At 70.9% G+C, this 12735-nt stretch carries 12 protein-coding genes; 6 read left to right on the top strand and 6 right to left on the bottom strand.

Going from position 1 to position 12735, the window contains the following annotated elements; genetic code table 11:
• Positions 1-52 precede the first annotated feature (52 nt).
• The 6 genes from ABZ855_RS14545 to ABZ855_RS14520 all read right to left on the bottom strand — a co-directional run bounded on the left by ABZ855_RS14545 (position 53) and on the right by ABZ855_RS14520 (position 6162).
• Positions 53-934 carry a metal ABC transporter permease gene (locus ABZ855_RS14545; protein ID WP_360806375.1) on the bottom strand — a complete coding sequence of 294 codons (882 nt, stop codon included), beginning with the start codon at positions 932-934 and terminating at the stop codon, positions 53-55.
• Positions 931-1773, bottom strand: a complete 843-nt coding sequence (locus ABZ855_RS14540; protein ID WP_360806372.1) for a metal ABC transporter ATP-binding protein — start codon at positions 1771-1773, stop codon at positions 931-933. Before ABZ855_RS14540 ends, ABZ855_RS14545 begins: the two co-directional genes overlap by 4 nt.
• Positions 1770-2705, bottom strand: coding sequence for a zinc ABC transporter substrate-binding protein (locus ABZ855_RS14535; RefSeq protein WP_360806369.1), 936 nt, complete (start codon positions 2703-2705; stop codon positions 1770-1772). The genes ABZ855_RS14540 and ABZ855_RS14535 overlap by 4 nt, the downstream gene beginning before the upstream one ends.
• A gap of 202 nt (positions 2706-2907) precedes the next feature.
• Positions 2908-4053 (bottom strand): galactonate dehydratase, encoded by a 1146-nt coding sequence (gene dgoD / locus ABZ855_RS14530; protein WP_360806366.1) that lies wholly within the window; start codon positions 4051-4053, stop codon positions 2908-2910.
• Positions 4054-4300: 247 nt separating this feature from the next.
• A complete protein-coding gene (locus tag ABZ855_RS14525) occupies positions 4301-5068 on the bottom strand; it encodes an SDR family NAD(P)-dependent oxidoreductase (protein WP_360806363.1) in 768 nt (255 codons plus the stop codon).
• Positions 5065-6162 carry a LacI family DNA-binding transcriptional regulator gene (locus ABZ855_RS14520; protein ID WP_360806360.1) on the bottom strand — a complete coding sequence of 366 codons (1098 nt, stop codon included), beginning with the start codon at positions 6160-6162 and terminating at the stop codon, positions 5065-5067. Before ABZ855_RS14520 ends, ABZ855_RS14525 begins: the two co-directional genes overlap by 4 nt.
• Positions 6163-6664: 502 nt before the next feature.
• On the opposite strand from ABZ855_RS14520, the gene ABZ855_RS14515 reads away from it, so the two are divergent.
• The 6 genes from ABZ855_RS14515 to ABZ855_RS14490 all read left to right on the top strand — a co-directional run bounded on the left by ABZ855_RS14515 (position 6665) and on the right by ABZ855_RS14490 (position 12719).
• On the top strand, positions 6665-8011 hold the full coding sequence (locus tag ABZ855_RS14515; protein WP_360806357.1) for an extracellular solute-binding protein: 1347 nt from the start codon (positions 6665-6667) through the stop codon (positions 8009-8011).
• The gene (locus ABZ855_RS14510; protein ID WP_360806354.1) at positions 8008-9051 is read left to right on the top strand and encodes a sugar ABC transporter permease; all 1044 of its coding nucleotides are present in this window, start codon (positions 8008-8010) and stop codon (positions 9049-9051) included. Before ABZ855_RS14515 ends, ABZ855_RS14510 begins: the two co-directional genes overlap by 4 nt.
• Positions 9051-9872 (top strand): carbohydrate ABC transporter permease, encoded by an 822-nt coding sequence (locus tag ABZ855_RS14505; protein WP_360806351.1) that lies wholly within the window; start codon positions 9051-9053, stop codon positions 9870-9872. Before ABZ855_RS14510 ends, ABZ855_RS14505 begins: the two co-directional genes overlap by 1 nt.
• An 86-nt stretch (positions 9873-9958) precedes the next feature.
• A complete protein-coding gene (locus tag ABZ855_RS14500) occupies positions 9959-10630 on the top strand; it encodes a bifunctional 4-hydroxy-2-oxoglutarate aldolase/2-dehydro-3-deoxy-phosphogluconate aldolase (protein WP_360806348.1) in 672 nt (223 codons plus the stop codon).
• Positions 10627-11595, top strand: coding sequence for a sugar kinase (locus tag ABZ855_RS14495; RefSeq protein ID WP_360806345.1), 969 nt, complete (start codon positions 10627-10629; stop codon positions 11593-11595). Before ABZ855_RS14500 ends, ABZ855_RS14495 begins: the two co-directional genes overlap by 4 nt.
• A 53-nt stretch (positions 11596-11648) precedes the next feature.
• Positions 11649-12719, top strand: a complete 1071-nt coding sequence (locus tag ABZ855_RS14490) for a lactonase family protein (protein ID WP_360806342.1) — start codon at positions 11649-11651, stop codon at positions 12717-12719.
• Positions 12720-12735: the final 16 nt, after the last annotated feature.

Here is a 12735-nt window from a genome sequence, read left to right as displayed (position 1 = left end):
CCGAGGGACCGGGGTTCGTCCGTGCGTGACAACGCGAGTGACAGGGGTGGTGTCACGCGGGCTGCGGGACCGCCCTCCTGTCTCCCCACCGCCGGGTGCGGTAGGCCCCGGCCACCCGGCACAGCGCGTAGATCGTGAACGAGATCGTGGTGACGTACGGGCTGATCGGGATGGAGCTGCCCAGCGCCAGCAGGATGCCGCCCTCGATGGAGAGCACGGCGAAGACCACGCTGAGCAGCGGCAACAGCACCGGGGACGCTGTCACCCGGGCGGCGGCCGCGGCGGGCGTGACGACGAGCGTCAGGACCAGCAGCGCACCGACGACCTGGACGGACAGGGCGACGGCGAGGCCGAGCACGATCATGAAGACGAAGGACAGTCCGCGCACCGGCACCCCACGGGCCGCGGCCACGTCCGGGTCGGCGCTGGCGAAGGTCAACGGCCGCCAGATCACGGCCAGGGCGACCAGCACCAGGGCGGAGGTGCCGAGCAGCCAGGCCATCTGCGGGGTGTCGACGGCGACGATCTGCCCGGTGAGCAGCCCGAACTTGTTGGCCGCCCGGCCCTTGTAGAGGGCGAGGAAGAGCACACCGAGCCCGAGACCGAACGGCATGAGGATGCCGATCGCGGAGTTGCGGTCGCGGGCCCGCGCGCCCAGGAGACCTATCGCCCCGGCTGCGAGGATCGAGCCCACGATCGAGCCCGCCACGATGTTCACCCCCAGCAGCAGGGCCGCCGACGCGCCCGCGAACGACAGCTCGCTGATGCCGTGCACCGCGAAGGGCAGATCGCGCATGATGACGAAGACCCCGGCCAGACCACCGACCAGGCCGAGCGCGACACCCGCGATGAGCGAGTTGCGGACCAGCGCGAGGAGCTCGCCGTAGTTCTCGAAGCTGAAGATCTGGTGCCAGACCCCCTCGGCGAGCGTCATCGGGATACTTCCTCGGCTTGGAGAACGGTGTGCTGGGTGTGATGCGGGGGTGCGGCCGGGCCGTCGGGGACGCCGACGACCACGACCCGGTCCTGGACGCGGAGGACGTCGACCCGGGTGCCGTACAGCCGCGACAGCGACTCGGAGGTCAGCACCTCGTCCGGTGTGCCGATCCGGTGACCGCCCGGGGCCAGGTACAGGACGCGGTCGACCAGGCCGAGCACCGGATTGATCTCGTGGGTCACGAACACCACGGATGTGCCGTGGGAGCGGCGGCGGGCGTCCACGAGTTCGGTGACGGCCCGCTGGTGGTTCAGGTCCAGGGAGAGCAGCGGCTCGTCGCAGAGCAGGACGCGCGGGTCGGTCGCCAGGGCCTGCCCGATGCGGACACGCTGCCGTTCACCGCCGGAGAGCATGCCGAGGGGGACATCGGCGTACGCGGTGGCTCCGACGGAGGCGAGGATCTCGTCGACCCGGCGGCGGACGGCACCTGTGCGCAGCCGGGGGCCGAAACGGTGCCCGTCGATGCCGAAGCGCACGAGATCGCGGGCCCGCAGCATCGCCTGCGCGGACACCTCCGCCTGCTGGGGGACGTACCCGAGATGCCGTCCGGCCTCGCGCGGGGAACCGCCGAGGACGGTCAGCGTCCCGGCGGACAGGGGCTGCCGGCCCAGCAGGGCCCGTACGAAGCTCGTCTTGCCGGATCCGTTCGGCCCGAGCACGGCCAGGAACTCTCCCGGCCGCACATCGAGGTCCAGGCCCCGCCACACCACACGGGCGCCGTACGACAGTTCGGCGCCACGCAGGCTGACGACGGGGGCCGGGGCGGGCCGGCTCACTTGGCGAGCGCGCTCGCGAGCGCGTCGACGTTGGAGGTCATCCAGCCGAGGTAGTCCTTGCCCGCGGGCAGGGTCTCGGTCACCGGTACGACGGGGATGCCGGCCGCCTTGGCCGCGGCCTTGGACTTCTCGGTCTGCGGGCCGGAGGTCTGCTCGTTGTAGACCAGCGCCTTCACCTGCTTGCCGCTGAACACCGCCAGCGTGTCCTGAAGGACCCTGGGGGAGACGTCGTCGCCCTCCTCGATGGCCTCGCTGAACGCGGCCGGCGTCTTGTTGACCAGGCCGCTCGCGGTGGTCAGATAGAGCGGCACGGGTTCGGTGATGGCGATGCCCTCACCGGCGTGCTCCTTCTTGATCTCGGCCTCCTTCGCATCGAGTGCCGTGAGCTTCGCCTTGAAGGCGTCGGCGTTCTTGGTGAAGACGGCGGCGTCGGCGGTGTCGGCCTTGCCGAGGGCGGCGGCGATCCGGTCGGCGATCCTGGCGACGGTGGGGAAGTCGTACCAGACGTGCTCGTTGAGCTCGCCGCCCTTCGGGGCGGTCTTCCCGGAGACGTCGACGGCGTTGATGACCTCGGCGGAGGAACCGCCGCTCTTCAGCATGCGGTCGACGAAGTCGTCGTAGCCGCCGCCGTTCTCGACGACGACCTTCGCCTTGGACAGGGCCAGCTGGTTCTGGGTGTTGGCCTCGTAGGAGTGCGGGTCCTGGTCGGGGTCGCTGATGATCGACGTGACGTCGACCTTCGCGCCGCCTATCTGCTCGACGATGTCGCCGTAGACGTTGGTGGAGGCGACCACGGCGACCTTGGACGAGGCGACCGGTTCCTGTGCGCCGCCCTTGTCACCGCCGGAGTCCGACGAACTGCCGCACCCCGCCAGGAGGGCCAGTGAGGCGCCGGTGATCAGGGCGAGGCGCCGGGACGGGGACGGGGACATGGATCCTCCACGACAGGGGGTGGTCAGAAAGGGTGTGTGCGCCACAGTAGATGGAAATGAATGTCAAAAACATGGCGGAATCCGATCGATATGGAAACCATTACCAATACTTGACGCGTCGTTCCCGTCGGCACACACCTGACGCCCCCGGCCCGGGCCGGACCCCGCGCGATGCGCCCGTCCGGCCCTGACCTGCGCCTTCCTACCAGGAGGCGAGTGAACCGTCCGTGTTGCGCCAGACGGGGTTGCGCCAGCGGTGGCCACGCTCGGCGGCGGCCCGTACGGCGTCCTCGTCGATGGTGATGCCGAGACCGGGTGCGGTCGGGCGGTCGATGTAACCGTCGCGGAACGTGAACGGGGTGGTGTCGGCGAGGTAGTCCAGCAGTCCGCTGCTGTCGCCGTAGCCGATGCCCAGCGCCTGCTCCTGGATGAGGAAGTTGGGGATCGCGAAGTCGAGCTGCAGGCTGGCCGCGAGGGCGATCGGGCCGAGCGGGCAGTGCGGGGCCACCATCACGTCGTACGCCTCCGCCATCGCGGCGATGCGGCGGCTCTCGGAGATTCCGCCGGCGTGGCTGATGTCGGGCTGGGCCACGGCGATGCCGTCGGAGAGCACCGAGCGGAAGTCCCAGCGGGAGTAGAGGCGCTCGCCGGTGGCGATCGGGATGGAGGTGGAGCGCACCACCGCGCCGAGGTCCTGGGAGAACTCGGGCAGCACGGGCTCTTCGACGAAGAGCGGCAGCAGCGGCTCGAGGAGCGGCAGGACGCGGCGGGACATCGCCCCGCTGAACCGGCCGTGGAAGTCCAGCGCCAGATCGCGCTCCGGACCGATGGCCTCGCGGACCGCGGCCACTCCGTCCACGATGGCGTTGATCGCGGCGGGCGTGGCGAGCGGTTCCAGCTGGCCGCAGGGGTTGAGCTTGACCGCGGTCATGCCCTTGGCGACCTGCGCGGCGGCCGATTCGGCCAGCTCCTCGGGCGTTTCACCGCCGACCCAGCCGTAGACGCGCACCCGGTCGCGCACATGGCCGCCGAGGAGCTGGTGGACGGGGACCCCGTGGGTCTTGCCCGCGATGTCCCACAGCGCCTGGTCGATGCCGGCCAGGGCGCTGTTGAGGACCACGCCGCCACGGTAGAAGCCGCTCTTGGCGAGGTACTGCCAGTGCTCCTCGATCCGGGCCGGGTCCTGCCCGACAAGGTAGTCGAACATCTCCTCGACGCAGCGGGCGACGGTGTGGGCCTTGCCCTCGACGATGGGCTCGCCCCAGCCGGAGATGCCCTCGTCGGTGTCGACGCGCAGGAAGAGCCAGCGGGGTTCGACGAGGAAGAGTTCGTATCCAGTGATCTTCATGGGAATGGACCTCCGGGTCCTGTGCGGTGTGCGGCCTGGTGCGGGCCGGGGGAGGGGCGGTGAGCCCGGTGGTGGGGCGGCGGGCAGGGGGAACTGCCCGCTCGGGGGTGCGGAGTGGTGTTGCGGCGGGGGAGGGCTGCCAGGGGGACGGGCGACGGCGGGGTGCGGCGGTCGGGTCGTCGGGCGTCGGTCCTCGGGGAAGCGGGCGGGGTGGCCGCCCTGTTCGCGACGGGTGGGGACCGGTGGCCTACTCCTGGGAGCTGATGCTGCGGCCACCGTCCACGAGCAGGTTCTGGCCCGTGACGAAGGCGGCGTCCTCGGATGCGAGGAAGGCCACGGCGGCGGCGATGTCCTCGGGGACACCGAGCCGTCCGACGGGGGTGCGGGTGACGGTCTGTGCCCTGTAGTCCTGGGGCACTCCGGCCCACAGGGCGGTGACCACGGCTCCGGGCAGGACGGCGTTGAACCTGATCTGGCCCCCGTACTCGACGGCCAGCTGGCGTACGAGGGCGTCGATCCCGCCCTTGGCCGCCGCGTACGCGGGGTAGCCCCGGAAGCCGATCGCGGCGTGCACGGACGAGGTGATCACCACCGCGCCCCTGGCCGTTCTCAGCAGGGGCACGGCGGCCCGGACGCCGTAGAACACCGAGTCGAGGGAGAGCCGCAGCTGGTCGTGCCAGGAGGTGTCGTCCAGTTCATGCGCCGGGCCGTGCAGGTTGCGGCCGGCGTTGAGGTGCAGCACGTCCAGGTGCCCGGTCCAGGACTCGGCCTCGGCGACGGCCTCGGTCCACTGGTCCGGCGAGGTGGCGTCGAGGGGCCGGTCCCGTGCCGCCCCGCCCGCCGCGCGGATCTCCTCGGCCACGCGCCGGGCACCGTCGGCGTCCACGTCGGTGACCAGGACGGACGCGCCCTCCGCCGCCAGTCGGTGGGCGGTGGCCGCCCCGATGCCGGAGGCGGCGGCGGTGAGCAGTGCCGTACGGCCGGTGAAACGCGCCGGTGCGGCGGCGACGGTCATGGGGTTCCTCCTGTCCCTGTCCCTGTCCCTGCTCCTGTTCGAGTTTCCGCTCCTGTTCCGGCTTCCGCTCCCGCCGGCCGGGCCGTGGAGGCGCGCAGCACCAGCCCCGGCTCGGTCGGCACGACGACATCGCCGACCGGCCTGCCCTCGATGCCGCCCACCAGGGCGTCCACCGCGGCGGTGCCCAGCTCGTACAGCGGCATCGCCACCGTGGTGAGCGGAGGGTGGAGGTGACCGGCCACGGGCAGGTCGTCGTTGCCGACCACGGAGATGTCCTGCGGGATCCTGAGGCCGAGTTCCCTGATCGCGGCCATCGCCCCGATCGCCTGTGCGAGCGAGCTGGTGTAGAGGGCGGTGACCGGTCCCCGTCCGTCGGCGGGGCGCAGCAGTTCCCGCGCCGCGGATCCGCCGCCGTCCTCGGTGAAGTCCCCGGACGCGACCGGAGCCGCCTCCAGGCCCAGTACGCCGGCGTGCCTCAGGAACGCCTCCTTGCGGACCTCACTGGGGGTTATCCCGTGCGGACCCGCGATATGGCCGACCACGCGGTGACCGAGGCCGTGCAGGTGGTCGAGCGCCATCACGCTGGAGCGGGCCACGTCCATGGTGACGTTGCGCCCCGAGCCCTCGACGGAGCGGTTGAGGAAGACATGGGGGACCGCGCTGCGGCTCAGCGCGTCCAGCAGGGGGTGGCCGGGACGGGCCGAGGCGATGAGCAGTCCGTCGACCCTGCCCTCCTGCACCAGGTCGTGGAAGGACTCGTCGGCCTCCTGCCCGTCGAAGTCCTCGGCGAGCAGGGAGAGGTAGCCCAGCTCGCGGGCCCGCTGGTAGGCGCCGCGGGCGATGGTGACGTATGTGGGGTTGGCGAGGGCGGGGACCAGCAGGGCCAGCGCGTGGGTGCTGGCGCCGGCCAGGGCCCGGGCGCCGGAGTGCGGCCGGTAGCCGAGGGCCTCCGCGGCCTCGTGGACACGCCGGCGCGTCTCCGGCCGTACGGACAGGTCCTGTCGGCCGTTGAGCACCTTGGACACGGTGGCCTTGGAGACCCCGGCCGCGTGTGCCACATCCACGAGCTTGGCCCGGACGGGCTGTTCCGGCACGTGCTCCCCCTCTCGGTGGGCGTCGCCCCGGTCCGCTGTGCGGGACTCGGAGTGACGTGTTCTGGCCTCTTGACACTTTCTGGAAACGCAACTTAACGTTCGCGAAAGTTCCAGTCAACCGGTTTCCTCGGACGGGAATAAGCGACAAGTCTTGCCGGAAGCTCTGGAATCGGTCATATCGATACAGCTGGATGTCGGCCACAGTTGACTTCGCGTCAACTGAGGTCGAGGAGTCTCCCCGGGCTCACCGTGTACGCGACCACCGTCGCACTCGCGGTCCGCTGCCACCCGTGCACGCACTCGTCCACGCAGACGGATGCGCCCGGTCCGGAACATCTCGCACCACTGCGAGCGAGCCGGTGTTCCACCGGCCGTCGTGTTCCACACAGTTCGCTCCCCGCGGCAGCCCCTCCTGCCGTCATGTCCCCCTCGTGTGTCCCCGCAGCCGCCGTACGTTCCGCAACCGCGTACGTTCCGCCACGAAAGGCCCATCAGCATGCCTATGTCAACGACGACATCCCTCGACAGACGGCGCTTCCTCGCCCTCTCCGCCACCACCGCGCTCGCCGCGACCGGTCTGTCCGCCTGTGCCGGCTCGGCCGGCAGCAGCACGAGCGGATCCGGGGGCGGCAAGACGACCCTCACGTTGATGTCGGTCGCGAACGAGTGGGACAAGAAGACCCTCAAGGCCGCCGAAGAGGCGCTCGGGATGAACATCAACCTCATCCTCTCGGACCCCACCAAGCTGAACGCCATGCTGGCCGCCAAGAACGCGCCGGACGTGGTCCGCGGCTTGGGCGCCACCGAGACCCCGTACTTCGCCGCCCGCGGCCTGATGACGGACCTGGACCCGTACATCGCCAAGAGCTCGGTGCTGAAGGACTCCGACCTCGCTCCGGTCAACGACGTGTGGCGCTACGACGGCAAGAAGCAGGGTGTCGGACCGCGCTACGGCCTGGCCAAGGACTACTCCCAGGACTCCATGTTCTGGTACCGCACCGACATGTTCGAGGCCGCCAAGCTCGACGCGCCCAGCGCCACCGAACCGATCTCCTACGACGAATGGCTCGACCTCGGCAAGAAGCTGGTCAAGCGCCGCTTCGGCAAGGTCAATGTGTACGGCCTGAACGCCACCGGCATGGGCGTCTTCCCGCAGCTCATGGGCATGACCGCCTCCGCGGGCGGCAGCGTGTTCGCCGAGGACCTGGCCACGGTGGACTTCACCTCCCCCGAGGCGCAGAAGGCACTGCAGTGGTACCTGGACTACGCCAAGGCCGACATCGGCCCCAGCGTCGTCAACCCCAACCCGGACGGCTGGGACGGCCCCACCTTCCAGGCCAACCGGATGGCGATGAGCTGCAACGGCTACTGGTTCGGCGGACTGATAGGCGCCGACCCCAAGCTCGCCGGCGTCTCCCGCTTCGCGCCCGCGCCGCAGCTCGGCGACCACCGCGTCAGTTCCTGCTTCGGTGCCACCGGCTTCTGGATCCCGAGGGACGCCAAGAACAAGGACGCGGCCTGGAAGTTCTTCGAGTGGTACTTCGGCGGCCAGCCCGCCCAGGACCGCGCCGCCAGCGGCTGGGGCATCCCCTCGCTGACGTCCCTGAACTCGAAGATGCCGCAGACCAACGACTTCCAGAAGCAGGCGTTCCAGGTGCAGCAGCAGGAACTGTCGCACTTCTCGGTCATCAGCTTCACCCCGTACGCCCAGCAGGCCGCCCTGGAGGGCGTGCTGACCAAGGTCCTGCCGGGTGCCGTGAAGTCCGGCACCCCCGCGGGCAAGGTCGCCGACACCCTCAACTCGCAGATGAACGAGCTGCTCGCCCAGGGCAAGGAGCTCGTGGGGTGATAGCCGAACAGATCACCGCGCCGGGCGCGCCGTCCCCCTCCGGGGAGACGGCCGCCCGGCCCGGGCCCCGCCCCGCCGCGGACACCGGTCGCCGGTCCCGCTCGCTGACCACCCGCCGCGCCTTCGCCTTCTACGTGTTCGCCGGCCCCTGGATCCTCGGCTTCCTGGCCCTGACGGCCTTCCCGCTCGGTTACGCGTTCTGGCTCAGCCTGACCAACTCCGACGGGCTGTCGAACAACTCCCGTTTTGTGGGCCTGGACAACTACCGGGAGGTCTTCTCCGACCCGGAGACGATGTCCTCCCTGGCCCGCACCGGCGTCTTCACGGCGATCACCGTGCCGCTCACCATCGCGGCGGGCCTGCTGCTGGCGGTACTGGTCAACCAGCCCATCCGGGCCCGCGGCCTGTTCCGCACCCTGCTCTATCTGCCCGCGGTCATGCCGCCGGTCGGAGCCGCCCTCACCTTCAAGCTGATCTTCGACCGGGACTCGGGCGCGGCCAACGGCGCGCTGGACGCCCTGCACATCGACGGTGTGAGCTGGCTGACGGACCCCTACGCCCGCTGGGTCCTGATCAGCCTGACCCTGTGGGGCGCCGGCAACGTCATGATCATCTCGCTTGCGGGGCTCCAGGACATCCCCAAGGAGATGCACGAGGCCGCCCGCATGGACGGCGCGAACGCCTGGCAGTCCTTCACCCGGATCACCCTGCCGCTGCTCTCCCCGGTGCTGTTCTTCCAGGTCATCACCGGCATCATCGCCGCCGTGCAGAGCTTCCTGCCGCTGCTGATCTCGCTGGACCCCACCCCCAAGGGCGTCACCGCGGTACCCGAGGGCAACTACCTGTTCATGATCCACGTGTTCGCCCAGTACTTCGCCAACGGCCGTTACGGCTACGCGTCCGCGATGCTCTGGGTGCTGTTCCTGATCATCGTCGCGGTGACCTTCCTCATCTTCAAACTCAGCAAGGGCGCGGTCTTCTACGCCGTCGACCCGGAGCCGGCCAAGCCGTCCCGGCCCCGCACGCTCGGAGGCAAGTGATGGTGTTCCCCCGCAGAAGTGCCGTCTACATGCTGCTGGTCGGCGCCCTGGTCCTGTTCCTCGGCCCGTTCGCCTGGTTGCTGGACACCGCCCTGAAGGCGCCCTCCGAGCTGCGCGTGCTGCCCATCCACTGGTGGCCGCACCACCTCAGCCTGAACAACTTCCGGGACGCGCTGACCCAGATCGACTACCTCGGCTACGCCCGCAACTCCCTGACGATCGCCACCCTCTACGCGGTCCTGGTCACCCTTGCCTCGGCCTGGGCGGGCTACGGCTTCGCCCGTCTCAACGCACCCGGCAAGCGGGCCGTCTTCAACGTCCTGCTGTCGACGATGATGCTGCCGCAGGTCCTCACCCTCATCCCCACCTATCTGCTGTTCGCCAAGATGCACCTCACCAACACCTATGTGCCGTGGGTGCTGTGGGGCCTGTGCGGAGCGCCGTACCTGATCTTCCTCTTCCGGCAGTTCTTCTCGAACATGCCCAAGGAACTGGAGGAGGCCGCGATCGTCGACGGCTGCGGACAGATCCGTATCTTCTGGCGGATCTTCCTGCCGCAGTCCTGGCCGGTCATCGCCACCAGCCTGATCCTGTCCTTCAGCTGGACCTGGGGCGACTACATCGCGCCCGCCCTGCTGCTCGACGACAACCACACCACGCTCGCGGTCAAGCTCGCCACCGGATACGTCAACGAGCACGGCTCACCGCTGGGGAACCTGGTCGCCGCGGGCGCGGTGATGTACGTCGTCCCGGTGCTGGCGCTGTTCCTGATCATGCAGCGGGGCTTCGTCGCCGGCGTCGCCACCTCCGGACTCAAGTAATCCCCTTCACCAACGCACCTCGCAGCAAAGGAACTTCGCATGACGGACACCCAGGCAACCGCCATGTCCCCTGCGGCGGTGGGGTCATGACGGAGCGTCCCGCTCTCACCCCGCAACTCGACCGGACTCGGGTCATGGCCATCCTCAGGTCGGCCGACGCCTCCGGCCTGCCCGCCGTGGCCCGGGCCCTCGCCTCGGCCGGTGTCACCTGTCTCGAGGTCACCCTCACCACCGCCGGAGCGCTCGACGCGCTGGCCGCCATCAGGGCGGAACTCGGCCCGGACGTCGCGGTCGGCGCCGGCACCGTGGTCACCGAAGACGAGGCCAGGGACGCCCTGGCGGCGGGAGCGCAGTTCCTGGTGGCCCCCGTCGTGGACACCGCCGTCGTCCGGTACGCGGCGGACCGGGGCGTGGCCTGCTACCCGGGCGCCTGGACACCGACCGAGGTGTCCCAGGCGTGGCGGGCCGGCGCCGCCGCCGTCAAGCTGTTCCCCGCGAGCACGGGCGGCCCCGCCCACCTGCGCCAACTGCGCGCGCCACTGCCGGACATCCCCGTCGTCGCGGTCGGCGGCGTCGGCATCGACGAGGCACGGGACTACCTGGACGCCGGCGCCCGCGCGGTCGGCATCGGCTCCCCGCTGCTGCGCGGCGCCGATCAGAACCCGACCCCCCAGGCCCTGGAGTCCCTTGTCACCAGGGCGCGCACCCTGCTGGACGCGGTGGGGACCACCGCACGGCCCGGGGAGGCGACCGCGTGAGCACCTCCGCACCCCCGCCCGACGAGCCCTACCTCGTCACCTTCGGCGATGTGCTCGCCGTCATGGCGGCCCAGGACCCCGGCCCCTTCTCGCTCGGCACGGCACTGCGCCTGGGGATCGCCGGCGCGGAGGCGAACGTCGCGATCGGCGTCAGCCGGCTCGGCGGCGCCGCCACCTGGATCGGCCGGGTGGGCGACGACGAACTCGGCGAACTCGTCCTGCGCGAACTCCGCGCCGAAGGGGTCACCACGGTCGCCACCCGCGAGCCCGCCCCCACCTCCGTGCTGCTGAAGGAGCGCCGCACCTCCACCCACAGCCGTACGCGCTACTACCGCACCAACACGGCCGGCGCCCGGCTGACCGCCGACGACATCCCCGAGGACGTCGTCGCCGGAGCCGCGGTCCTGCACATCACCGGCATCACCCCGGCGCTCGGGGAAGGGCCCGCCGCGGCCGTGACCCGGGCCGTGGACATCGCCGCCGACGCCGGGGTCACCATCTCGCTGGACATCAACTTCCGCTCGCTGCTGTGGAGCGAGGCCGAGGCCCGGGCGATCCTGCTGCCCCTGCTGCGCAGAAGCGACCTGGTCTTCGCCGGACCGCACGAGGCCGCGCTCATGGTGCCCGGCATCGACGGACCGGAGGAACTCGCCAAGGGCATCTGCGCTTTGGGACCGGGCGGTGCCGTGATCAAGCTCGGCGCCGACGGGGCGTACGCCCTGCTCGACGGACAGCCCTACCGGCAGCCCGTCGTACCGGTCCGGGTGCACGACTCGGTGGGCGCGGGAGACGCGTTCGCCGCCGGCTACCTCGCCGAACTGCTCGCGGGGGAGCCCCCGGAGCGGCGGCTGAGGACGGCCGCCCTGCTCGGTGCCTTCGCGGTGAGCACCGCCGGTGACTGGGAGGGCCTGCCCCGGCGCTCCGAACTGGGACTGCTGGACCACCACGACGACATCGTCCGCTGAAGCCCCCTCCACCCCGCCCCGCCCGACGACTCTCCCAGGACCCAGGACCCCCCATGCGCACAAGCTCTCTCACCGGCGCGATCTCCGTCCTCACCGGCTCCCACACCCCCGACACCGGCGGCGACGGCCCCGGCCTCGCCGCCCTGCGGCTCGACCCCACCACCGGACACCTCTCGTACGACGGGGTGGAACCGCTGCCGGTGAGCGGGGCCTCGTTCCTGGCGGCGCACCCGTCGCTCGGCGTCGTCTACAGCACCAACGAGACCGAGACGGGAACCGTCAGCGCCGTCGCCCGCGCCGACGACGGCACCCTGTCCCCGCTGGGCGAGTCGATGAGCAGCGGCGGGGCGAACCCGTGCCACCTCGCCGTCCACCCGGGCGGCGAGTGGCTGCTGACCGCGAACTACGGCAGCGACACCGCGCCGGGCACGGTCGCGGTGCACCGGCTCGGCGCGGACGGACGCCTGCTGGAGCCGACCGACCTCGTCGTCCACCAGGGCTCAGGACCGGTCGTCGGGCGCCAGGAGGGCAGCCACGCCCATCAGGTGCTCGTCGACCCGGCGGCCCGTTTCGTGCTGGCCACCGACCTGGGGGCGGACTCCGTGTTCACCTACCGGCTCGACACCGGCACCGGACGCCTGGAGCAGCTGGCGGTCAACCGCCTGTGGGCGGGTTCGGGTCCCCGGCATCTCGCCTTCGCCCCCGGCGGCGACCTGGTGTTCAGCGCCGACGAACTGTCCTCGACCGTCACCTGCCATCGCTACGACGCGACCGACGGCACCCTGAAAACCCTCTCCTCCGTCCCCGCCACCACGGCGAAGGACGTCCACAACCAGCCCGGCGGGATCGTCACGTCGCCCTGCGGACGCTTCGTGTGGGTGACCAACCGGGGCGCGGACACCGTCGCCGCGTTCCGTCTGGCCGGCACCACCCTGGAACCGCTCGGCGAGACCCCCGCCGGCGGTACCTGGCCCCGCGGTCTCACCCTGGTGGACGGTCACCTGCTGGTCGCCAACCAGCACAGCGGCACACTCGCCACCCTGCGGATCCTGCCCGACGGAACCCTCGACCAGCCCCACCCACCGGTCTCCGCCCCTTCGGTGGTCTGCGCACTGGCGCTCTGACCTCCCTACATCTCCT

Source organism: Streptomyces sp. NPDC047042, from assembly GCF_040644035.1.
GTDB lineage: Bacteria > Actinomycetota > Actinomycetes > Streptomycetales > Streptomycetaceae > Streptomyces.
This window is presented reverse-complemented; position numbering and strand designations above follow the sequence as displayed.

Bases quoted from the DNA above. Each gene is read 5' to 3' on its own strand.
- ABZ855_RS14545 (WP_360806375.1), bottom strand. From the start codon at position 934: ATGACGCTCGCCGAGGGGGTCTGGCACCAGATCTTCAGCTTCGAGAAC.
- ABZ855_RS14535 (WP_360806369.1), bottom strand. From the start codon at position 2,705: ATGTCCCCGTCCCCGTCCCGGCGCCTCGCCCTGATCACCGGCGCCTCA.
- dgoD (WP_360806366.1), bottom strand. From the start codon at position 4,053: ATGAAGATCACTGGATACGAACTCTTCCTCGTCGAACCCCGCTGGCTC.
- ABZ855_RS14525 (WP_360806363.1), bottom strand. From the start codon at position 5,068: ATGACCGTCGCCGCCGCACCGGCGCGTTTCACCGGCCGTACGGCACTG.
- ABZ855_RS14515 (WP_360806357.1), top strand. From the start codon at position 6,665: ATGTCAACGACGACATCCCTCGACAGACGGCGCTTCCTCGCCCTCTCC.
- ABZ855_RS14505 (WP_360806351.1), top strand. From the start codon at position 9,051: ATGGTGTTCCCCCGCAGAAGTGCCGTCTACATGCTGCTGGTCGGCGCC.
- ABZ855_RS14500 (WP_360806348.1), top strand. From the start codon at position 9,959: ATGACGGAGCGTCCCGCTCTCACCCCGCAACTCGACCGGACTCGGGTC.
- ABZ855_RS14490 (WP_360806342.1), top strand. From the start codon at position 11,649: ATGCGCACAAGCTCTCTCACCGGCGCGATCTCCGTCCTCACCGGCTCC.